This is a genomic window from Halopseudomonas oceani, from assembly GCF_963677335.1.
Lineage (GTDB): Bacteria > Pseudomonadota > Gammaproteobacteria > Pseudomonadales > Pseudomonadaceae > Halopseudomonas > Halopseudomonas oceani.
Genome location: NZ_OY781932.1, coordinates 237,472 through 257,267, shown reverse-complemented (window position 1 = coordinate 257,267; position 19,796 = coordinate 237,472). Strand labels below are relative to the sequence as shown.

Below are 19,796 nucleotides of genomic sequence, written 5' to 3'. Positions count from 1 at the left end.
ATGCTGCCGCTGTTGCCATCACGCACTGTGCTGCTGCTGATCGATATGCAGCGTGACTTCTGCGCCCCCGGCGGCTACGCCGATCAGGCCGGGCTGGATATCGCCTGCCTGCGTGCGCCGATTCCGGCGCAGCAGCGCCTGCTTGCAGCGGCACGGGCCAGCGGCATGCTGGTGGTACATACCCGTGAAGGGCACCGCCCGGATTTGTCCGACCTGCCCGACTGGAAACGCATCCGTGCCGAGCGCAGCGGCGCACCGATTGGCGCAGCAGGCCCGCTCGGTCGGCTGCTGGTGCGTGGCGAGTACGGCCATGACCTGATCGACGAGCTGCAGCCGCAGGTGGGCGAGCCGGTTATCGACAAGCCCGGTTACTGCGCCTTTGCCGCCACCGATCTGGAGCTGATCCTGCGCAGCCGCGGTATCGACACGCTGATCATCACCGGGGTAACCACCGAGGTCTGCGTCAGCTCGACCCTGCGCAGCGCTATCGACCGCGGCTTCAACTGCCTGACCGTCAGCGACGCCTGCGCGTCTGCGCATCCCGAGCTGCACGCCGCCGCGCTGGCGATGATCAATGTCGAGGGCGGCATCTTCGGCGAGACCTGTGACAGCGCCGTGCTGCTCAGCGCGCTGCGGGAGGCGGCATGACTCAGGTACAGAAACTCTGGCCGCTGCTGACCGCGACTCACCATTACGACAAGTCGATCTCGACCCGCGGCCGTGGCCACGGCGTACAGATCGAGGCGCCGATTCTGGCCTTTCTGATCGAGACCAAACAGGGCCGGGTGCTGTTCGACGTCGGCTGTGACTACAACAAGCTGAGCGATCCAACGCTGCGCGCGCGCTGGTACGACCCGGTGGAGTTTCCCATGGGGCCGCCGCAGATGAGCGAAGAGCAGCGCCTTGAGGCCCATCTGGCAAAGCTCGGGCTGACCTGCAAGGACATCGACATGGTGTTTCTCAGCCACCTGCACTTTGATCACGCCGGTGGCCTGTGCGACGTCTGCGGCGCCGAAGTGCATGTCCACGAAGACGAGTTGCACGCCGCCCGTGAGCCGGCCGACAACGCCTATTTCGCCGACGACTTCGCTGGCAATGTGCGCTGGCGCCTGCAGCAGGATGAGTACGATTTGCTGCCCGGCCTGCGGGCGATCAACACGCCGGGCCACACCGCCGGGCACATGTCGCTGATGATCGAACTGCCGACCGGTGCGCCGGTGATCCTCACTGGTGATGCCGCCGACTTGACTGAAAACCTCGATGATGAAATCGCGCCGGGTCTGTGCTGGCGCGACCGCGAGGACATGGCGCTGGACAGCATTCGCAAGCTGAAACGCATCGCCGGTGAGACCGGCGCCGAGCTGTGGCCCAACCACGACATGGCGTTCTGGCGTACCCTCAAACGCTTCCCGGAGTATCACGCATGAAAGCGGTTCCCGAGGCTTATCACGGCGTCTGGCAGCGCACGCTGCTGCGTCTATCCGACGGCACCGAGGACACCACAACCCGGGTGTTCTGGCTGCAGAGTGCGCATCTGCATGCGGATTTGCGGATTCCCGATCCGACGCCGAAATTGCCGTTCGAACGCGCTGCCCAGGCGGGCTTTGCCGGCCTGACCGAGGCCACTCTTGGCCGTTGCCAGTGGCACCGCATCATCGATTTCCATCCGGACAGCGGCACTGACATTGGCAACATGCAGTTCGTCAGCAGTGATGAGGTGCACGAGACCGCACTGGACGACAGCTATCTGGAGATCTGGCGACGTTTGCCGGACTCGCGCGGCCCGGTCGCCGAGCTCTGGCTGCAGAGCGCCGACGGCTCCGGTCGTCAGGCCTGCCTGCTGCGCGCCGGTGATTACTTTATGTTCGCTGCTGACCGCCCCGTGCGCCTCGGCCGCTGTCGCTCGCTGCGGGAGCACCTGCAACACGACTGTGCACGCAGCGCTGAACATCTGCTCGGTTGCGAGCTGACCTTTGGCCGAATCCAGGGCGGCGAGCGGCCCTGGCAGATTTTGTTCAGCACCTTGCCCGCTGCCACCGGCGGCCTGTTTTCCGCGCCCGTCGATCCGGCACGCTGGGAAGCGTTGCCGGCTGCCTGGCTCGGTATTCATCCTCCTGAGAACGGCTGGCGCCTAGCGCCGGTACCTCGTCTGCAGGATCTGCCCAAGGAGACACTGGTATGAACGCACCAGCCCCTGTACCTGATACCCCCGCTGTCGCGGTCAAGCACAAACCCCGCTCGCGCTGGTGGGTCGTGCGCGGCGGCCTGTCGCCACGCACCAGTGCCCTGCTGACGGCGTTCGGCCTGGCCGCGCCCTTTTTCATCTGGTGGCTGTATAGCGCACTCGGGCTGAATGATCCGCTGTTCATGCCCGGCCCCGGCGCAGTGCTGGAGCGGGTTGTCAACTGGTGGCAGGAAGACGGGCTGTGGGATGACATCTGGATCAGCGTTTACCGGGTCATGGCCGGGTTTCTGATTTCGGCGATGATAGCGCTGCCGCTCGGTCTGTATCTGGGCACCTACAAACCGGTGCAGGCAACGCTGGAACCGCTGATCGACTTTATCCGCTACATGCCGGCGGTCGCCTTTATTCCGCTGGTGATGCTCTGGGTCGGGATCGGCGAGGGCTCGAAGATCCTCATCATCTTCATCGGTACCTTCTTCCAGATGGTGCTGATGGCTGCAGAAGATATTCGCCGGGTGCCGATGGCGCAGATTGAAGCGGCGCAGACCATGGGCGCCTCGCGCAGCGAGGTCATCCGCCTGGTGGTGCTGCCGTCGGCCCGACCGGCGTTGCTCGATACCCTGCGCATCACCTGTGGCTGGGCCTGGACCTATCTGGTGGTCGCTGAGCTGGTGGCCTCCAACTCAGGGCTTGGTTACGCCATCCTGCGCGCCCAGCGCTACATGCACACCGACAAGATTTTCGCCGGCATCCTGCTGATCGGCCTGATCGGTCTGCTGACCGACCAGGCGTTCCGCTGGCTCGGCCGTCGCGCCTTCCACTGGCAGAAGAGGTAAGCCCATGGACCAGTCCTGTATCAGCATTCGCAACCTGGGCAAGCAATTCGAAGCCCGCAACCAGACCATTGAGGCGCTGCGCGACGTCAACCTCGAAGTGCAGCCGAACGAGTTCATCACCTTTGTCGGTGCCTCCGGCTGCGGCAAGTCGACCCTGCTGCGCATCATGGCCGGGCTGGAAACCCACAGCAGCGGTGACATCCTGCTGCGTGGCGAGCCGGTCGACGGCCCCGGTGTGGACCGCGCCATGGTCTTCCAGCATTACAGCCTCTACCCGTGGCTGACGGTCACCGAGAACATCAAGTTCTGCCGCCAGCTCAAGGTCATCGCCGACTCGGTGCACAGCCAGTCCGACGTTGAAGCGGCCAGTGGTCGGGCTGATGCGCTGTTAAACCTGATGGGACTGAAAAGCTTTGCCGGGGCCTATCCCAGTCAGCTGTCCGGCGGCATGCAGCAGCGGGTGGCGATTGCCCGCGCGTTGATGCCGCGGCCGGACTTTTTGCTGATGGACGAGCCCTTTGGCGCGCTCGATGCGCAGACCCGGGAGGTGATGCACGACCTGATTCTGCATGTGCATCGGCTGGAAAAGAGCACCATCCTGTTCGTCACCCACGATGTGGAGGAGGCGATCTATCTGGGTACCCGCATCGTGCTGATGGCGCCGCGTCCGGGCCGCATCGACAGCGTCTACGAGGTGCCGCTGCCCAAGGTGCGGCATCAGGACATGAAGCTGGAGCCGGAATTCATCGCCCTTAAGCGCGAGATTCTGACCCGCATTCGGGAAACCTCCGGGGTGCAGACCGATCTGGATCAGTTGGCGCGCCTCAGCGAGGGGGCCGCGCTTTAGCGTTTGAAGGGCAATCTCCGGCTTGACCGGCAGTGAGCTTGCGCCGAACTCCCGTGGCCCCTCTACAGCAGGGGCTGAAGACGAAAAATTTCTTTGCAGGACTAGCCAAATCCCCTCGATGAACTATATATAGCCTGTTTTCCACTGTGAGGATTCAGGCATGAGTGATGATCTGGACGACGATCTGGACGGTATGGACGACTCCGAGGTCGACGATCAGGACGATGTGGTAGCCGACAGCGATGATGGTGACGACGGCAAACCGGTCTCCACTGGCAAGTCGCGCAAGAAGGCGGCTGCCACCGCGGAGGATCTGGAAGGCGCATCGATCGAAGCCAAGGAGCGTGAGCGCGAGATGCTGGCCCGCCAGATCGAAGAATTCATGGCCCGAGGCGGCAAGGTCCAGCAGATTGACGACAACGTTGTCTCTGATCCGCCGAGAAAGCCGGAGAGCAAGTACGGCAGCCGTCCTATCTGACGCTGCCGTACCGACCGCTCAGCGTTTGGCGTAGCGCTGGTAGCGGTTGAGCCAGGGCGGGATTTCGCTCAGGCAGCGCACTTCGCCGTGGGCCCGTTGCTGGCCCGACCAGGCACTACCCTGTGGGTTGAACCACAGGGTATGCATGCCCACATCCAGCGCCCCCTGAATGTCATCCCCCGGATGATCGCCAATATGGACCGCTTGCTGCGGCTCGACGCCAGCTCGTTCCAGTGCGGTGACAAAGGGCGCCGGATGCGGCTTGCTCAGGCCCACTTCGTCTGCCGAGATAATAATGCTGAAGTAACGATCCAGCCCAAGCCGGCGCACGTCAGCGTTGCCGTTGGAAATACACGCCAGCTGGTACTGGCGCGACAGCAGTTCGAGCACCAGCTCGGTATGGGGGAAGTACTCCAGCCGGTGCCGTGCGTCGATGAACACCTCAAACCCGGCCAGCGCCAGACGACGGGCGTCGTCGGCCGGGTAACCGGCCTTGCGCAGGCCCAGCTCCAGCACCGCAATGCGCAATGGGGTCACCCGATGACGCAGTTCGGGGTCGCCTTCGAGTACCTCTGTCAGCAGTGCCTTGCGCGCGTCCTTTTCCCGCGCGGCGGTGTACTCTGGCGCGTGCCGGGACAGCCACTCAGCCAGTATCCGTTCGGCGTTGGCGACGACCGATTCGGTTTCCCACAGGGTGTTGTCGAGGTCAAAGGTCACCAGTTGAATCATTTTTCTGCCTTGCGTTTGGCTCTGGGATGGGCCTGATCATACACCTGTGCCAGGTGTTGAAAATCAAGATGGGTATAGATCTGCGTGGTGCTGATGTCGGCATGGCCGAGCAGCTCTTGCACTGCACGCAGGTCACCGGAGGATTCGAGCATGTGGCTGGCGAAGGAGTGGCGCAGCATGTGCGGGTGCAGGTGCTGGCCGATTCGCTCGATGCCGTGACGGCGCAAGCGCAGTTGAATAGCGCGCGGGGTCAGAGCGCTGCCGCGTTGGCTGACAAACACCGGTTGCTGCGCTCCTTCGCCTGCCGGACGCACGCTGAACCAGTCCTGCAGGGCGCGTCGCGCCATGCGGCCAACCGGCAGCACACGGGTCTTGTTGCCCTTGCCGGTGACCCGCACCTCGCCTTGCGGCAGGTCGAGGTCGGCCATGTCCAGACCGGCCAGTTCCGACAGCCGCAGACCCGATGAGTAGAATAGCTCGAGCATGGCTTGGTCGCGGCGCCCTAGCCAGTCGTCTTCGCCGTTGTTGTCGAGCAGCTGTGCGGTCAGGTCGGCGTCGAGGGTGCGCGGCAGGGTGCGCGGCGCCTTGGGCGCGCGCAGATCCTGCGCCGGGTTCTGGCGGCTGCGGCCTTCGCGTTGGAGAAAACAGTAAAAGCTGCGAATGGCACTGAGCAGGCGCTGCAGGCTGCGTGGCGCCAGCCCGTGCTGATGCTGGCTGGCGATGAACTGCCGCAGGTGTTGGGTGTCCAGCTGGTCCCAGCCGGGCAGCCCGCGCTCACAACGATGCTGCTCAAGACTGAGCAGGTCGTGGCGGTAGGCTTCCAGTGTTCGCGGTGACAGCCTGCGCTCCACGCGCAGGTGATCGAGAAACGCGCTGATGTCAGGGTCGGCGATGCCGGCCTGTTCAGGCGTGGTTTTCATCGGCCAGCGGGCGTTGGCGCAACAGCACGCGGGCGAGCGCGTCGGCGACGTAGCCAAGGAACAGGGTGCCGGTAGCGCTGCGGTACTGCTGGGCGTCTTCGCTGCCGAGGGCCAGCACGCCATGCAGGCCCTGATAGCGTATGGGTGCCAGCGCAGTGGAGGCCACCTTTTCGCCGGACTCGGCGAACAGGAAACTCAGCTCTGCCGGACGCAGCGCGCCGGCCAGCGGCTTGTCACTGTCCAGCAGGTGGCCGATGGCTTCTTTGGCGGCGGCATGGGTGACGCAGTGGGCGTTGCTGTAGCGATCGGCCTCGGTAAACAGGATCAGGCTGACGTAGGGCACCTGAAAGTCGGTGCGCAGGCTGTCCTCCAGCGTGGCAATCACCTGATCCAGACTCTGCGCTTCCAGCATGCCGAGAATCAGTCGACGGCTCTTGTCGAACAGTCGGTCGTTCTCGCGGGCGGTGTCCATCAACTGGTTGAGCCGATGACGCACGTCGATGTTGCGCTCGCGCAGCAGTTTGACCTGACGCTCCACCAGCGACACCGCTTGGCCTGCTGCATGGGGAATGATCAGGTCGGCCAGCAGCTCGTCATGCTCGACGAAGAAGGCCGGGTGGCGGCGCAGGAAGTCGGTGACCTGCTCGGCGTCGAGCTGTTCCGGTTGCGGTGTTTGCTGTTCGCTCATACGCGGATCTGTCCCTCGTAAACTCGGGTGGCGGGGCCGGTCATCAGCACCGGTTGGCCGGGGCCTGCCCACTCGATCTGCAGGCGGCCGCCGGGCAGGTCGATCTGCACTGGCGAGTCGAGCAGGCCGAGGCGGATGCCGGCAACGGCAGCAGCGCAGGCGCCGGTGCCGCAAGCCTGGGTTTCACCGACCCCGCGCTCGTACACCCGCAAGCGTGCGTGCTGGCGGTCAACCACCTGCATAAAGCCAGCGTTGACCTTGCGCGGGAAGCGCGGGTGGGCCTCGATCAGGGCGCCGAGGCGCTCCAGCGTGCCGTCGCGTACGTCCGACACGAGGGTAACGCAATGTGGGTTGCCCATGGAGACCGCAGCGACCTGCAGGGTTTCACCACCAACCTCAAGGCGATACTCGCAGGCCTCTGCGTCAGCCTCGAAAGGAATCTCCGCCGGGATAAAGCGCGGTGCGCCCATGTCGACGGTGACCTGCTTGTCGCGGTTCACCTTGAGGACGATCGGACCACCAGCGGTTTCCACATGGATGGTCTTTTTGGCCGTCAGGCGCTTGTCCTGCACGAAGCGGGCAAAGCAGCGCGCGCCGTTGCCGCACTGTTCGACTTCGCTGCCGTCAGCATTGAAGATGCGGTAGCGGAAGTCGGCATCGGGTGTGCTCGGCGGCTCGACCAGCAGCAACTGGTCAAAGCCGACGCCGGTATGACGGTCGCCCCACTGGCGGATCTGCTTTGCTGACAGCTGGGCGTGCTGGGTGACCAGGTCGATGACCATGAAGTCGTTGCCCAGCCCGTGCATCTTGGTGAATCGCAGCAGCATCTCAGGCCTCGGGCAGCAGGGATTCGCCCGCCAGCAGTTCGCTGACGGTTTCGCGGCGACGGACCAGATGGGTGACTTCTCCGTCGACCAGCACTTCAGCCGCGCGCGGACGGGTGTTGTAGTTTGAGCTCATGACAAAACCGTAGGCACCGGCTGAACGCACGGCCAGCAGATCGCCTTCGGCCAGCGCCAGTTCACGGTCCTTGCCGAGGAAGTCGCCGGTCTCGCAGATCGGACCGACCAGGTCCCAGGTTTGCACGGCAACGTCGCTGCGTGGCTTGACCGGGTCGATGCCCATCCAGGCGCTGTACAGGGCCGGGCGGATCAGATCGTTCATGGCGCTATCGATAATGGCGAAGTTCTTGTGCTCGGTCGGCTTCAGCAGGTTGACGCGGGTCAGCAGCACGCCGGCGTTGGCGACAATGGAGCGGCCGGGTTCGACCAGCAGCGTCAGGTCACGATCGGCCAGCGCTTCGCGCACCTTGGCCAGGTAGGCACCGGGGCTCGGCGGTACTTCGTCACGGTAGGTCACACCCAGCCCGCCGCCCAGGTCGAGGTGGCGAATGGTGATGCCTTCGGCAGCCAGACTGTCGATCAGTTGCAGCAGGCGCTGCAGGGCGTCGATAAACGGCGTGTCGTCGGTCAGCTGCGAACCGATATGGCAGTCGACACCGCAGATGTCGATGTGGCTCAGCTCGGCGGCGCGGCGGTAGACGGCCAGTGCCTGGGCGATGTCGATACCGAACTTGTTTTCTTTCAGACCGGTCGAGATATACGGGTGGGTCTTGGCGTCCACATCCGGGTTGACCCGCAGCGAGATCGGGGCCTTGACGTCCAGCTCCGCAGCGACCTGCTGCAGACGTTCCAGCTCGGCGGCCGATTCGACGTTGAAGCAGTGAATGCCCACTTCCAGTGCTCGGCGCATTTCGGCTGCAGTTTTGCCCAGCCCGGAGAAGACGATGCGCGACGGTTCGCCACCGGCCGCCAGCACACGCTCCAGCTCACCGCCGGAGACGATATCGAAACCGGCGCCGCGGCGGGCCAGCAGGTTCAGCACGCCGAGGTTGGAGTTGGCCTTGACTGCGAAGCAGACCAGATGGGGGATGCCGTCCAGCGCACTGTCCCAGGCGCCATAGGCCTGCTCGATGGCCGCACGCGAGTAAACAAAACAGGGAGTGTCGTATTGCGCGGCAATAGCGGACAGGGCGACGCCTTCAGCGTAGAGTTCGCCGTTGCGGTATTCAAACGCGGTCATGGGTGCATCACTTCTCGGTCGATTGCTCGGTGGTCTCGGTGTGCGCCGCAGAGCTGGCGCCAGTGTCCTCGGGCAGATAGAGAGGGCCTTTCTGACCGCAACCGGTGAGAACCAGCAACGTAAACAGGGCCGCAGCTAATGGCTTCATGTTGAAATCCTTACAGGTAGAATACCCGGCAGTATACCCAGCCACCCGGTCCGGCGCATCAGCCAGCGGCCCGGTGGGCGGAAAACGGCGCACAGACGCCTGAGCCAGACGAGAGAAAGACAATGCAGGACATGAGCGAAGCGACATTTCACCAGGCCGTTGATCAGGTGCAGGACCTGATCGAGCATGCACTCGACGGCGGTGATCTGGATCTGGAAATGGAGCACATCGACGGCTCGCTGGTACTGATGCTGCCGGAGGGGCAGCGGCTGGTGGTCGGTCGTCAGCCGGCGTCCCGCGAACTCTGGCTGGCGACCCCGGACCGCACTCTGCACTTCAACTTCGATCCCGAGCGTGGCTGGCTGCATGACAGCGGTGAAGGCACGCTGGGCGAGGTGCTGGCCGCGATACTGGAAGACATCAGCGGCGAAGAAGTCGAATTGGATATTGACGCGGAGTCGTTGTGAGCGACCGCGGTCGTCAGCCTTCGCCCTGTGTGCGCAAGTGTTGCCTGGATGGGGATCTGTGCATGGGCTGCGGTCGGTTGCTCGATGAAATTCTGGAGTGGGGCAAGGCGTCAGACAGCCGTCAGTGCGAGATCATCGACGCTGCCCGGCAGCGCCGGATCGAGCGCAATATTGCCTATACGGCGCGCTGACTGCTTCAGCTGAGCGCTTGCATGGCGTTGTTCAGTGCTGTTTCCAGCTGCTGCCGATAGCGCAGGTACTGCACCGTTTGCATGCGTCCACCTGGGTCGACGGCGGAGAGGTCCAGGTCGGTGATGTAGCAGGGATAGGCCTCACGGTTGCGGCGGCGGCTGAGGATGTGCTGCGCCACCTCCCTGAACAGCCGCTCGCCATACTCCAGTTCGGAAAATTCGCGGTGATCACAGAAGATGGTAACCCGTGGACCGCGGCGTCCACCGGGTTCGGCGATGGCCTGCACCGCGTAGATGTCGGGGTCCATCCCGCCGCGCGGTAATGGCCGTTGCTCGATACGCAGTGGGTTCCCGTCGAGTGCCGGCAGAATCGCGTAGACCAGCAGGTCATCCTCATTGACGCTGCTGTCCAGCGGCTGATTGGCCTGGCGGCGCAAGCGGATGCTCTGCAGAAAGCGCAACAGGGGCAGCAACAGCGTTTGCTCATCGCGGTAGCTTTGCCGCGTGCTCCACAGGGCGCCGCGTTCATCCAGCAGGCTGATTTCTGCCTGCCACTGGGGCTTCAGACGATAGAACAGCTGGATTCGGCCGGGCTGGTCCTGCGGCAGGATCAGCGCCAGATCCTGGCCCTGCAGTGCGTAGTTGTCGAGTGCCAGCTTGCTGTAGCGCGGCTGTGGCTTGCCGAGGTAGCGCAGCAATTGATCGCGGTCGGCGAGTATCTGCATGCTGATCTGTTCGTCCTGCCATTCCAGAGCGCGATAGCTGTTCTGCAGCTGCAGCAGGAAGCGCTCTGGCGGGCTGGACAGCAGGTGAGCCGAGGCGTCGCGAAACAGCTGCTCGACCCGCTCGGCGATGGCGCTGGCGCGGTTGCGGCAGAAACAGCGCACCTCCAGTTCCGGCAGGCGCTGGTGTTCGCGGCCGCTGGTGAGGTAATCCTGCAGGGCCTGCATGCAGGCTTCCTCGCCGCTGTACTGGTGCACCAGCAGTTCGTTCCAGCTGTTCAGGGTGACCTGATCGATGCTCAGAATCAGGTTGTCGCGCATGCCGGAGTAGCCCAACGCGTCGGTGTGGCTGCTGATCAGGTGCAGATTCTTCTGGCTGTTGCCGGGTAGCGGATCGAGACCGATGTTGACCAGCAGCAGCACCTTGCAGGGCTCGCTGGCGCGCGATAGTGCGGTTTCGGTCAGCGCCGGCAGCGGCAGCGGAAACTGCTGGCGCAAACACTGCACCAGACTGTTGAGTTCATACTCGGTCAGGGCACTGTCGCCCGGGTGCAGGGCAAAGCGGGTGGCGGCGTCGATGACGCCGTTGCGCTGCCCCCAGGCCAGCAGCTCAAGTAGCTGACGCGAGCGCTTCAGTGGCAGATGATCGGCCAGCTCCTGCGCATTCAGCGTGCCGCGGTAGAGGCTCCAGTAGGGCTCCCCTTCGTCAGCCGACAGGCTCTGGGTAATGGTCAGTACCGGCTCGCTGAGGTCCGGGCTGATGCCCGGATTGATGAATTCGATCTTGCCCGCCTTGCGCTCGAAGGCGGCGTACAGGCGACGGCCCAGCAGTGACAGGTCGCGGGCACTGACTTGGTTGATCACGTCCTGACTGCGGCCGAACTGGGACAGTAATCGATAGCTGTGGGTCAGCTCATTGACCAGTTGGCGCCGCTCGGCGCTGACCTCTCGAATGCGCCATTGGGTGCGATCGTCCATCTGTTGCAGCTGACGCGGCCCCCAGTGCCACTCGCGCACCAGCTTTTCCATGATATTGCGTTTCCAGTCCATCATGCCGCTGCGTCGGCTGAGGCGCACATTGGCCTTGATGTAGAGGCAGCGTCGGACCAGTTCCAGACGCTCGGACTCGCCGCGCTCAAGCAGGTAGCGCTCGAGTCGACGGTAGAGCATGACGTACGGGTCCAGTTCGTCTTCATCGAGCTGACCGGCAAAGATGGCCTGCTTGAAATCCAGGCTGAGGCAGCGGACCTGTGGGTGCTCGCTGGAGTAGACCTCAGTCAGCAGCAGTTTCAGCACCGATTTATAGGGTGAGTCGATACCCTTGAACAGTTGCCACAGGCCCGCGCCGACAAACTCGCCGGCGGGGATGTTGGCGACGTGGCCGAAGTCCAGACTGTCGGCGGTCCTGATGAACCGTTTGGTGATCAGTTGTTCGGTGTAGTGGGCGTAGCGCGCTTCCTCGTACACCGGTACCAGCCACCAGAGCGGGAAGCGGCCGCCGAGCAGAATGGCAGTACGGTAAAACTCATCCAGCAGCAGGTAGTGCTGGGTGCTGCCGCAGTCCTCGATGCCGAGCGCGTTGTCGCGCGCTCCCTGAGCGAAGCTGATGGGGTCGACCAGGTGGAAATGGGCTTCGCAGTTCTGGCTGGCGGCCCAGTCGCTGATCGCCTGGCACTTGCGGCTCAGCTCGTCGCGCTGGGTGGCGGAGAGGTCCGGGGTGTGACAGACCCAGATGTCCAGGTCGCTCTGGTCGGATTGGCCGATGGTGCCACCGCTGCCCATCAGGTACAGGGCCTGAATCTGCGGCGTGAAGCCAGCGGGGTGGCGACGGTACTGAAAGCTGCGGGTCAGATTCTGGGCGATTTGCAGACTGGCGGTTTCCGGTTCGAAACTGGCCAGTCCGCAGGGGGTTTCCCGGGAGACAAAGCCCGGTAGTAGCGGATAATTGACGTCGAACAACAGCGGGACCAACTGCAGAACATTGTATTGCCGGGTTGGCAGTGTCTGCAGAACCCGGCGCAGGCGCGTGGCGTTGACGGCCATGAAGCGCTTGCGCAGGGTATTCAATGCCTTTCGATCGATTCCCTCTTCGATGCGTGGCTGGATCTCGCCGTGGGACTGCATGTGGCTGGTCAGGACTCCGCAGTACGCAATATGGTCAGCAGCGTTTGGCTGTGCTCGGCTGCGTCCAGGCCGAGGCTGGTGAGATAGCCTCCATCGTTCCGGGTAATCAGGCCTTTGCTGAACAGCCGTTCAGCAGCTGCTACTGTTGCTGGCTCGGCATCGTGGCTGTGAATCTTGAGTCCTTCCTGCGAGTTGGACAGGTTGAACTGGCTGAGCAGGTTGATTTCGATGATTTCGTCGGGTGTCAGCATTGCGAGAGCCTCTTTTCGGGTTTGCAATCAGTCTAGCCGGGTGTCGTTGGCGGCGCATTCAGATGCCTGATGACACTGGTGAATTATCGCCCGAGCGGTTACAAAACAGACCGCGTCATGGTGTCGCCGGGCACTTCCCCCATCCGCCCTACAATGGAGAACAACAGGATGATCAGACTACACGGCTTTGCGGCCAGCAACTACTTCAACATGGCCAAGCTGGCGCTGCTGGAAAAGGGTGTCGAGTTCGAAATCAATCACGTGCACGGCAGTCAGGATCCGGAGTTTCTGGCGATCAGCCCGCGCGGCAAGGTGCCGGTGCTGGAGACCGACAAGGGCTTTCTCAACGAAACCAATGTCATCCTCGAATACATCGAGGAAACCCAGGGTGGCAAGCCACTGCTGCCGAGCGATCCCTACGAGCGAGGTGTGGTGCGTGCCCTGACCAAGGAAATCGAACTTTACATCGAGTTGCCAGCGCGCTCCTGCTTTATGGAAGTGTTCTTTGGCGGCAAAGTTGATCAGGCGATCAAGGACAAGGCGCGAGGCGAATTGCTGGCCGGGGTTGCCACCCTGGCACGTCATGCTCGCTTCGCGCCCTATGTGGCGGGCAGCGAGATGACCATCGCCGACCTGTTTTTCCTCTACAGCTTTGACTTGGCCTGCACCGTTGCCCAGAAGCTGTTTGATCTTGACCTCAAGGCCGAGTTGCCGCAGGGCGCAGCGTTGCTGGAACTGCTGGCGCAGAACCCCAACGTGCAGCAGGTTGCTGCCGATCGGGATGCCGAGATGGCTGCGTTTATGGCGGCGATTCGGGCTCGTAAGTAAGCGGTCGGTTGGTTGCGGAGCGGTGAATATCGGTTAGCTGTTTCCCGCATTGTGCTGGTGTCGAATCCGCTTTTCGCCTTTCACGGCGAGCCAAGGGGAGGCTGCTTGCCCAGCCCCCCTTGGCGATCCCCCCGGGCACCCGGCTACGCGGCCCTTCGGGTTCGCTGCGTTGCTCGGGCTGACGGGGAGTCATAAAACTCGGCTCTTCGAGCCTCAGACATCCTATGACTCTTTTTCCCGTCAACCCTGCGCTACTCGCCCGCGTAAACGGGACGAACCCCGGGTGCACACTCAAGCATTTGAGCACTTGGTTAATTTCCATGGTGTCATTCCCTACTGTGTCGCGCGGGTGTCTGCGAAGCGCCTTATGTGAGGACAGCAAACCCGTCCTTGGCATATCCTTTGCTGCATGAACTGCACGTTCGTGCAGCAGGATTCCAGGAGTTGCCCATGTCTTTTCCCGATACCGACTTTCTTCGAGCCTTGCCCAAGGCCGAGCTGCACATGCACCTTGAGGGTAGCCTTGAGCCCGAGCTGATGTTCGCGCTGGCCGAGCGCAACGGCATTACCTTGCCCTACGCCGATGTGGAGGCGCTGCGCGGCGCCTATGAGTTCGGCAACCTGCAGGACTTTCTCGATCTTTACTACCAGGGCGCTGATGCCCTGCGCACCGAGCAGGACTTCTACGACCTGACCTGGGCGTATTTGCAGCGCTGTGCCGCCGACGGTGTGGTGCATGTAGAACCGTTCTTTGATCCGCAGACCCATACCGTGCGTGGCATCCCCATTGCGCTGCAGCTGGCCGGTATTTCCCGGGCACTGGCCGATGGCGAGCGGCAACTGGGTATCAGCTCCCGGCTAATCCTCAGCTTTCTGCGCCATCTGAGCGAGGAGGATGCTATCGACACGTTGCAGGAAGCCATGCCGCTGCGCGAGCATTTCGTCGCCGTCGGGCTGGACAGCTCCGAGCAGGGCAATCCGCCAGACAAGTTCGAGCGGGTGTTTGCCATCGCCCGGGAGGCCGGGCTGGCTTGCGTGGCCCATGCGGGCGAAGAGGGGCCGGCCGACTATATCGAGCAGGCGCTCGACCTGCTCAAGGTGGTGCGCATTGACCACGGAGTGCGTTGTGTCGAAAGCCCGGAACTGGTGCAACGGCTGGTCGCCGAGCAGATGCCGCTGACCGTCTGTCCGCTGTCCAATACCCGTTTGAAGGTGTTCAGTGACATGGGTGAGCACAACATCCTGCAGCTACTGGAACAGGGTGTGAAGGTCACCATCAACTCGGACGACCCAGCCTATTTCGGCGGTTATCTGCTGGCCAACTTTGTTGCGGTGCGTGACGCGCTGAATATGACCCGTGAGCAAGCAATCGCGCTGGCGCGCAACAGCATTACGGCGAGTCTGCTGAGTGAAGCCGAGCAAGCCGGGTGGCTGGCAAAACTGGCCGAGGTGGCCTGAGGCGGGAGCGGGGCACGGCTGGCCGTGCCCCTTGGGTCAATCAGTCGAGCATGTCCTTGAAGCGCTCATCGGTGCGGAAGGTCAGCGCCTTGCTGAAGCCTGGCACCTGGATCTGCGCGTCGCTGATCTTGATCGCCGACTCGTCGATCATGTTCTGACCGAAGTTGTAGATGATGTCCAGCTGGCCCTTGAGCGCGCGCTGGTTGTAGGCCTCGGCGGCGGCCCGAGTCTGTTCGCGGCGCTGCTGCCAGGCCTCGAATGCCGCCACGCCATAGCGCTTCTTCAGCATGCGCTCGACCACCGTTGGCGCAATCACCACAGCGCTGGCGTTGTTGCCGCCAAAACCCTTGGAGTTGATGAACGCGACTTCAAGCGGCAGCTGGCTGCGATCGATATCGCGGGTGCTGATCAGCAGGCGCTGCTGGTGCACATCAGCGGCGACCTGATCGATAGTCTTGATTCCGGGAATGATCTGGTATTTGAAGCTACCGAGGGTTGCGGCCAGTTGGTCGGCACTGGCACTGGCCAGCGAGTGCCCAACGTAGGCTTTCACCGCGGCGATGGGCCAACTGCTGATATCGAATGCCGCAGCCACGCGGTCGAGAATCTCGGACTCGGTGACGCGGTTGGCGGGTGTGCTGGAGCCGTGCGCGTGAATAAAGCTGCGCTGGCGGACCGCTTCCGGACCGACGATCTGCATGGCGGCATGTACGGCTTTGGCCATGGTCAGATAGTTGCCGGGGCCGGGAGCGGAAATGGATTTTTTGAAACCATCAGCGTTGATAAAGACATCCGGCACGGCGCCGTGGATGTCAGCGCCGAGTTCCATTGCCAGAGCGTCGTCCATCAGCACGAAGAACTGACCGGACTCGGCCAGCGTGAAGCCGCAGTTCTCGCTGAACGGGCGGCTGGCGCGGCGGAAATCGACTTCGTCGCTGCCACCGACCTGGCGCAGGCCGTCTTCGGTGGCCAGCGCGCCCATGGCGCCGTAGCCCTCGAGACATTCCTGGGTAATCGGTGCTTCCCCGTTACCGACCAGCACCACGCGGGCGCGGCCGCTGGTGATCATGTCGCTGCCTTTTTGCAGGTTGTAGAGGAAGCTGGCGCAGGCACCGGTGATTGCGCCGGTGGTGCCGACACTGCCGAGAATGTAGGCGTTGATGAAATCCGCCGGCATGCTGTTCAGACCGAGTGCCAGCTGCTTGGCGCTGACCCGGCTGCCCTTCAGGCGTGACTGCATCAGCCCGCCGAAGCTGTTCTCGTCGAGTTGGCTCATGGCGCTGCTGGCAAATACCGCGACCTCATCGGGCTCGACGCTGTTGGCAATGGTTTGCCAGTCGATGCCGACCGAGCGCAGGGCGTCGGTAGCGGAAACGATGGTCAGTTGCAGGCCGCGCGGGTGGAAGCGCGAGGCATACAGTTCGCCGGGCTCCAGGCCACTGGGCAGCTGGCCGGCAGATTTGACCGGCAGGGCACGGAAACTGTCGATCTTGAGGTCGCAGCCATCGTATACGGTGACCATGACTTCGGTGTCGTTCAGCGGTTCAACCACCCAGTCGCTCGGCAGCGGCTCTGGCAACTGTTTGCTCAGGGTGATGAAGGAGAACGGCTTGCCGGCCTCGCCGGTAACGGTCAGATTCTTTTGCCAATGGGCGGCGTCGACGTCCAGGTAGCGTTTCTCGATGCGGCGCACCAGGGTGCTGTCGAGGATCTGCTGGCCGAAGCGCTGCTCGATGTCGGCTGCACTCAGCGGCTGGCCGTCGGCATCCAGGTACTGGTCGTTCTCGACGCTCACCAGCTTCATCAAAACGGCCAGACCCGCTAGGGTTTCCTGCCGATCGGCCACGGGCAGGGACTCGATCACCATGCGCCGAAAACCGTGGTGGAAAGAGCTGCGGCCGGCGGCGTTGTAGCCGCCGAAGCCGACAATGACCGGTAAACGCGACATCAGACTGGACTCCTGGCTGTGTCCTGGCTCCCCCGCGGGAGCAGGATCGGGTGGCAAGGGGGCCAAGCTGGCCGCTACCCGATCAGAGGGACGATTGGATTGTTGGTTTCGATGTCAGTGCTGACGAGAAATGTAACCGGCTGGTCACGTTTAGACCAATGTGTTTTTGTAATCAGAGGGGGCAGACATTCACTGGTTGTAGTCTGCCGCGTCCAGAATACGCTGCACTTCACCCCGTTCCTCCAGCGCGCGCAGTGCGGTGTCCAGCCGGTCGCGTAGCGCTTCTGCGTCAGGGTGGGCACGGGATACAAAGAGGTAGACATCCATACGCAACAGCGGGTCACTCACAACGCTGTTTAACGGTAGCCCGCTGAGCAATCCGCGCATCGGATCGGCGTAGTTGAGCAGATAATGGGCGCGGTCGTGCAGCAGCATCTGCAAGGCAGAGGCATGGCTGTTGGCAGGAGCGACCCTGACGCTTGCGCCGGGTGCCCGCAGTTGTTGTCCAAGGGCACCGTAGCTGTAGGCCCCCATCAGAATTACGCTGTTGCCAGCGAGGTCGGCAACTGAGTGTATGGGAGGCTGCTGTGGCTTGCGGTACACATTCAGGGCAAGGTTGAAGATGGGCGTGTTGCCCTGCAGCGCGCCTGCCAGCATGCCCGGATGGCCGTCGCCTGCCATGGAAACACTGGTCTGTCCCTGCTGTAGACGATTGTATAACCGTGCTGCTGGGTAGGCCCGAATGGAATAGGGCAACTCAGCCTCGGCAAACAGGGCGGCGGTCAGATCAAGCACCGGGCCGCTTGGCTCTCCCTTACCATCGAGCTGGAAGTAGGGAGGGAAGTCGGCCAGTGCAAATTCCAGCGGCGCTGTCTCCTGCGCACCAGCGCGAGTCGCTGTCAGTGTCAGCGATAGCAGGCAACAAATGAGGATGGATCGCGTCACTGAGTGCTCCAGCAATGTTCGTACTGCCCCCTCAACCTAGGTCTTGGGGGGCGGTACGTCAACCATGCGGGGCGCGGATCACCTGGCCGGTTCGTAGATCACATAGACCTTGCGGGTGCGCTCGCGTACCTCCCAGCTGCCGCTGAAACCGGCCGGGATGACAAAGCGGTCGCCGGTGCGCAGCACCCGACTGTTTCCGTCGGCGTCGTGCAGTACCGACTCACCTTCGAGAATTTCACAGTACTCGTGTTCGCTGTAGCTGACGGTCCAGTGGCCGGGTTCTGCTTCCCATACGCCGGTGCTGAATCGCCCGTCCGGGCTGCTGTAGTGATTGCGCACGTTCTGCGCCGGATCGCCGCTGATGATTTTGGCGGCGTCAGGGCGATAGTGTTCAGCCGGGGTGTCGGCGCTGGCGAAATCAACAATGCTGGAAATGCTCATGATGGTTTCCTGTCAGGAGGTGGCTGCCGTCGCTCCCGACGGCAGCCGGGCAAAGTCAGGTGGTGCGACGGATGACGGTGGCGAGGGTATCAATCAGCCGATCCAGCTCGGCTTTTTCCACGGTCAGTGGCGGCGACATGGCGATGATATCGCCGCTGCAGCGCACCATTGCGCCTTCCCAGAAACAGCCATCGAACACCTCGTAGCCGCGGGCGCCGGGGGCGTCCGGACGGCTGGCCAGATGTACGGCGCCGACCAGGCCAGTATTGCGAATGTCGATCACGTTCGGCAGGTCGCGCAAGCGGTGCAGCGCGTCGGCCCAGTAGTCTTCCAGCTCAGCAGCGCGGGTCAGCAATTGCTCGTTGGCGTAGATGTCGAGGGTCGCCAGCGCGGCCGCAGCGGCCACCGGATGGCCGGAATAGGTGTAACCGTGGAAGAACTCGATCAGCCCCTTCGGACCTTGCATGAAGGCGTCGTGAATATGCTGGGCAACGAACACTGCGCCCATCGGAATAGCCCCGTTAGTCAGCCCCTTGGCGGTAGTGATGATGTCCGGGGTGACGCCCCAGCGTTGCGAGGCGAACGGTGCGCCAACGCGGCCGTATCCGGTGATGACCTCGTCGAAGATCAGCAGGATACCGTGCTTGCTGGTGATCTCGCGCAGCCGCTGTAGGTAACCCTGTGGCGGCAGGATCACGCCCGCGGAGCCAGACATCGGCTCGACGATGACGGCGGCAATGTTCTCGGCACCGTGCAGGGCAACCAGTGCTTCCAGCGCCTCGGCGCGTTCGACGCCGAAGGCAGGCAAGCCTTTGGTGAAGGCGTTGCGCTCAAGGTCCAGGGTATGTGGCAGGTGATCTACACCGGGCAGCTGCGGGATAAATGCCTTGCGGTTGTTAGCCATGCCGCCGACCGATACGCCGCCGAAACCGACGCCGTGATAACCCAGCTCACGACCGATCAGCCGGGTGCGGGTACCTTGGCCGATGGCGCGCTGGTAACCGAGTGCGATTTTCAGTGCGGTATCGACCGACTCGGAGCCCGAGTTGGTGAAGAACACCCGGTTCAGGCCGGCTGGAGCCAGTTCGCTCAGACGCTCGGCCAACTGGAACGGCAGCGGGTGGCCCATCTGGAACGTTGGGGCAAAGTCCATCTGCTGAATCTGACGGCTGACGGCTTCGGAAATCTCGCGGCGACCATGACCCGCATTGCAGCACCAGAGCCCGGAGGTGCCATCTAGTACCTGTCGCCCGTCGGCATCGGTGTAGAACACACCCTGCGCGCTGGTTAGCAGACGCGGGCGAGCCTTGTACTGGCGGTTGGCGGTAAAGGGCATCCAGAACGGGTCGAGGCTGAGGTCCTGGGCGGGATTCGGGTGCTGCAAGCTGGTCATGGCGCGTTCCTGATTGCGTGGCGGAAGAGACGAACTGCAATGTCATCGTCGGGGTGGGTGGGCGGTGGCGCTGATGAGGGAAAGTCTATGTCAAAAATAACAAACGTCAAAGTGG

The 19,796-nt window shown here is 62.9% G+C and carries 22 protein-coding genes; 10 read left to right on the top strand and 12 right to left on the bottom strand.

Features of this window, described 5'->3' with window-relative positions; translation table 11 throughout:
• The 6 genes from ACKPCU_RS01125 to ACKPCU_RS01100 all read left to right on the top strand — a co-directional run bounded on the left by ACKPCU_RS01125 (position 1) and on the right by ACKPCU_RS01100 (position 4,346).
• Entirely contained in the window at positions 1–648 is a 648-nt protein-coding gene (locus ACKPCU_RS01125; RefSeq protein ID WP_321349190.1) for a cysteine hydrolase family protein, read from the top strand.
• The gene (locus ACKPCU_RS01120; RefSeq protein ID WP_321349189.1) at positions 645–1,427 is read left to right on the top strand and encodes an N-acyl homoserine lactonase family protein; all 783 of its coding nucleotides are present in this window, start codon (positions 645–647) and stop codon (positions 1,425–1,427) included. Before ACKPCU_RS01125 ends, ACKPCU_RS01120 begins: the two co-directional genes overlap by 4 nt.
• Positions 1,424–2,182 carry a hypothetical protein gene (locus ACKPCU_RS01115; RefSeq protein ID WP_321349188.1) on the top strand — a complete coding sequence of 253 codons (759 nt, stop codon included), beginning with the start codon at positions 1,424–1,426 and terminating at the stop codon, positions 2,180–2,182. Before ACKPCU_RS01120 ends, ACKPCU_RS01115 begins: the two co-directional genes overlap by 4 nt.
• Positions 2,179–3,021 carry an ABC transporter permease gene (locus ACKPCU_RS01110; protein WP_321349187.1) on the top strand — a complete coding sequence of 281 codons (843 nt, stop codon included), beginning with the start codon at positions 2,179–2,181 and terminating at the stop codon, positions 3,019–3,021. Before ACKPCU_RS01115 ends, ACKPCU_RS01110 begins: the two co-directional genes overlap by 4 nt.
• 4 nt (positions 3,022–3,025) lie before the next feature.
• Entirely contained in the window at positions 3,026–3,868 is an 843-nt protein-coding gene (locus tag ACKPCU_RS01105; RefSeq protein WP_321349186.1) for an ABC transporter ATP-binding protein, read from the top strand.
• Between the two features lie 160 nt (positions 3,869–4,028).
• Entirely contained in the window at positions 4,029–4,346 is a 318-nt protein-coding gene (locus ACKPCU_RS01100) for a hypothetical protein (protein ID WP_321349185.1), read from the top strand.
• Positions 4,347–4,364: 18 nt separating this feature from the next.
• Here the strand turns inward: ACKPCU_RS01100 and ACKPCU_RS01095 are convergent, their stop codons facing one another.
• Genes ACKPCU_RS01095 through lptM form a run of 6 tightly spaced genes read right to left on the bottom strand, consistent with a single transcriptional unit; the run spans position 4,365 to position 8,913 of the window.
• Positions 4,365–5,075, bottom strand: coding sequence for an HAD family hydrolase (locus ACKPCU_RS01095; RefSeq protein WP_321349184.1), 711 nt, complete (start codon positions 5,073–5,075; stop codon positions 4,365–4,367).
• Positions 5,072–5,995 carry a tyrosine recombinase XerC gene (xerC, locus tag ACKPCU_RS01090; RefSeq protein ID WP_321349183.1) on the bottom strand — a complete coding sequence of 308 codons (924 nt, stop codon included), beginning with the start codon at positions 5,993–5,995 and terminating at the stop codon, positions 5,072–5,074. The genes ACKPCU_RS01095 and xerC overlap by 4 nt, the downstream gene beginning before the upstream one ends.
• A complete protein-coding gene (locus ACKPCU_RS01085; protein WP_104739699.1) occupies positions 5,979–6,683 on the bottom strand; it encodes a DUF484 family protein in 705 nt (234 codons plus the stop codon). Before ACKPCU_RS01085 ends, xerC begins: the two co-directional genes overlap by 17 nt.
• Entirely contained in the window at positions 6,680–7,510 is an 831-nt protein-coding gene (gene dapF / locus ACKPCU_RS01080; RefSeq protein ID WP_321349182.1) for a diaminopimelate epimerase, read from the bottom strand. Before dapF ends, ACKPCU_RS01085 begins: the two co-directional genes overlap by 4 nt.
• A 1-nt stretch (position 7,511) precedes the next feature.
• Positions 7,512–8,765 (bottom strand): diaminopimelate decarboxylase, encoded by a 1,254-nt coding sequence (lysA, locus tag ACKPCU_RS01075; RefSeq protein WP_321349181.1) that lies wholly within the window; start codon positions 8,763–8,765, stop codon positions 7,512–7,514.
• Between the two features lie 7 nt (positions 8,766–8,772).
• The gene (gene lptM / locus ACKPCU_RS01070; RefSeq protein ID WP_104739696.1) at positions 8,773–8,913 is read right to left on the bottom strand and encodes an LPS translocon maturation chaperone LptM; all 141 of its coding nucleotides are present in this window, start codon (positions 8,911–8,913) and stop codon (positions 8,773–8,775) included.
• Positions 8,914–9,044: 131 nt separating this feature from the next.
• On the opposite strand from lptM, the gene cyaY reads away from it, so the two are divergent.
• On the top strand, positions 9,045–9,380 hold the full coding sequence (gene cyaY, locus ACKPCU_RS01065) for an iron donor protein CyaY (protein WP_321349180.1): 336 nt from the start codon (positions 9,045–9,047) through the stop codon (positions 9,378–9,380).
• The gene (locus ACKPCU_RS01060; protein WP_229744499.1) at positions 9,377–9,571 is read left to right on the top strand and encodes a DUF1289 domain-containing protein; all 195 of its coding nucleotides are present in this window, start codon (positions 9,377–9,379) and stop codon (positions 9,569–9,571) included. Before cyaY ends, ACKPCU_RS01060 begins: the two co-directional genes overlap by 4 nt.
• A 5-nt stretch (positions 9,572–9,576) precedes the next feature.
• Here the strand turns inward: ACKPCU_RS01060 and ACKPCU_RS01055 are convergent, their stop codons facing one another.
• Together ACKPCU_RS01055 and ACKPCU_RS01050 are read right to left on the bottom strand one after the other, a co-directional pair.
• Positions 9,577–12,417, bottom strand: coding sequence for a class I adenylate cyclase (locus ACKPCU_RS01055; RefSeq protein WP_321349179.1), 2,841 nt, complete (start codon positions 12,415–12,417; stop codon positions 9,577–9,579).
• 8 nt (positions 12,418–12,425) lie between these two features.
• Positions 12,426–12,668 (bottom strand): TIGR02647 family protein, encoded by a 243-nt coding sequence (locus ACKPCU_RS01050; protein WP_104739692.1) that lies wholly within the window; start codon positions 12,666–12,668, stop codon positions 12,426–12,428.
• A gap of 168 nt (positions 12,669–12,836) precedes the next feature.
• On the opposite strand from ACKPCU_RS01050, the gene ACKPCU_RS01045 reads away from it, so the two are divergent.
• Positions 12,837–13,496, top strand: coding sequence for a glutathione S-transferase family protein (locus ACKPCU_RS01045; RefSeq protein WP_104739691.1), 660 nt, complete (start codon positions 12,837–12,839; stop codon positions 13,494–13,496).
• 450 nt (positions 13,497–13,946) lie between these two features.
• Entirely contained in the window at positions 13,947–14,954 is a 1,008-nt protein-coding gene (locus ACKPCU_RS01040; protein WP_321349178.1) for an adenosine deaminase, read from the top strand.
• Positions 14,955–14,994: 40 nt separating this feature from the next.
• Here the strand turns inward: ACKPCU_RS01040 and ACKPCU_RS01035 are convergent, their stop codons facing one another.
• The 4 genes from ACKPCU_RS01035 to aptA form a co-directional block, all read right to left on the bottom strand.
• Entirely contained in the window at positions 14,995–16,902 is a 1,908-nt protein-coding gene (locus ACKPCU_RS01035) for a beta-ketoacyl synthase (protein ID WP_321349177.1), read from the bottom strand.
• 189 nt (positions 16,903–17,091) lie between these two features.
• Positions 17,092–17,847, bottom strand: coding sequence for a substrate-binding periplasmic protein (locus ACKPCU_RS01030; protein ID WP_321349176.1), 756 nt, complete (start codon positions 17,845–17,847; stop codon positions 17,092–17,094).
• A 78-nt stretch (positions 17,848–17,925) separates the two neighbouring features.
• On the bottom strand, positions 17,926–18,288 hold the full coding sequence (locus tag ACKPCU_RS01025) for a cupin domain-containing protein (protein WP_104739903.1): 363 nt from the start codon (positions 18,286–18,288) through the stop codon (positions 17,926–17,928).
• A gap of 55 nt (positions 18,289–18,343) precedes the next feature.
• The gene (aptA, locus tag ACKPCU_RS01020; protein ID WP_321349175.1) at positions 18,344–19,681 is read right to left on the bottom strand and encodes an omega-aminotransferase AptA; all 1,338 of its coding nucleotides are present in this window, start codon (positions 19,679–19,681) and stop codon (positions 18,344–18,346) included.
• Positions 19,682–19,796: the final 115 nt, after the last annotated feature.

Coding starts and splice junctions, on each gene's coding strand:
- ACKPCU_RS01125 (WP_321349190.1), top strand. CDS start 1: ATGCTGCCGCTGTTGCCATCACGCACTGTGCTGCTGCTGATCGATATG.
- ACKPCU_RS01120 (WP_321349189.1), top strand. CDS start 645: ATGACTCAGGTACAGAAACTCTGGCCGCTGCTGACCGCGACTCACCAT.
- ACKPCU_RS01115 (WP_321349188.1), top strand. CDS start 1,424: ATGAAAGCGGTTCCCGAGGCTTATCACGGCGTCTGGCAGCGCACGCTG.
- ACKPCU_RS01110 (WP_321349187.1), top strand. CDS start 2,179: ATGAACGCACCAGCCCCTGTACCTGATACCCCCGCTGTCGCGGTCAAG.
- ACKPCU_RS01105 (WP_321349186.1), top strand. CDS start 3,026: ATGGACCAGTCCTGTATCAGCATTCGCAACCTGGGCAAGCAATTCGAA.
- ACKPCU_RS01100 (WP_321349185.1), top strand. CDS start 4,029: ATGAGTGATGATCTGGACGACGATCTGGACGGTATGGACGACTCCGAG.
- ACKPCU_RS01095 (WP_321349184.1), bottom strand. CDS start 5,075: ATGATTCAACTGGTGACCTTTGACCTCGACAACACCCTGTGGGAAACC.
- xerC (WP_321349183.1), bottom strand. CDS start 5,995: ATGAAAACCACGCCTGAACAGGCCGGCATCGCCGACCCTGACATCAGC.
- ACKPCU_RS01085 (WP_104739699.1), bottom strand. CDS start 6,683: ATGAGCGAACAGCAAACACCGCAACCGGAACAGCTCGACGCCGAGCAG.
- dapF (WP_321349182.1), bottom strand. CDS start 7,510: ATGCTGCTGCGATTCACCAAGATGCACGGGCTGGGCAACGACTTCATG.
- lysA (WP_321349181.1), bottom strand. CDS start 8,765: ATGACCGCGTTTGAATACCGCAACGGCGAACTCTACGCTGAAGGCGTC.
- lptM (WP_104739696.1), bottom strand. CDS start 8,913: ATGAAGCCATTAGCTGCGGCCCTGTTTACGTTGCTGGTTCTCACCGGT.
- cyaY (WP_321349180.1), top strand. CDS start 9,045: ATGAGCGAAGCGACATTTCACCAGGCCGTTGATCAGGTGCAGGACCTG.
- ACKPCU_RS01055 (WP_321349179.1), bottom strand. CDS start 12,417: ATGCAGTCCCACGGCGAGATCCAGCCACGCATCGAAGAGGGAATCGAT.
- ACKPCU_RS01050 (WP_104739692.1), bottom strand. CDS start 12,668: ATGCTGACACCCGACGAAATCATCGAAATCAACCTGCTCAGCCAGTTC.
- ACKPCU_RS01045 (WP_104739691.1), top strand. CDS start 12,837: ATGATCAGACTACACGGCTTTGCGGCCAGCAACTACTTCAACATGGCC.
- ACKPCU_RS01040 (WP_321349178.1), top strand. CDS start 13,947: ATGTCTTTTCCCGATACCGACTTTCTTCGAGCCTTGCCCAAGGCCGAG.
- ACKPCU_RS01035 (WP_321349177.1), bottom strand. CDS start 16,902: ATGTCGCGTTTACCGGTCATTGTCGGCTTCGGCGGCTACAACGCCGCC.
- ACKPCU_RS01025 (WP_104739903.1), bottom strand. CDS start 18,288: ATGAGCATTTCCAGCATTGTTGATTTCGCCAGCGCCGACACCCCGGCT.
- aptA (WP_321349175.1), bottom strand. CDS start 19,681: ATGACCAGCTTGCAGCACCCGAATCCCGCCCAGGACCTCAGCCTCGAC.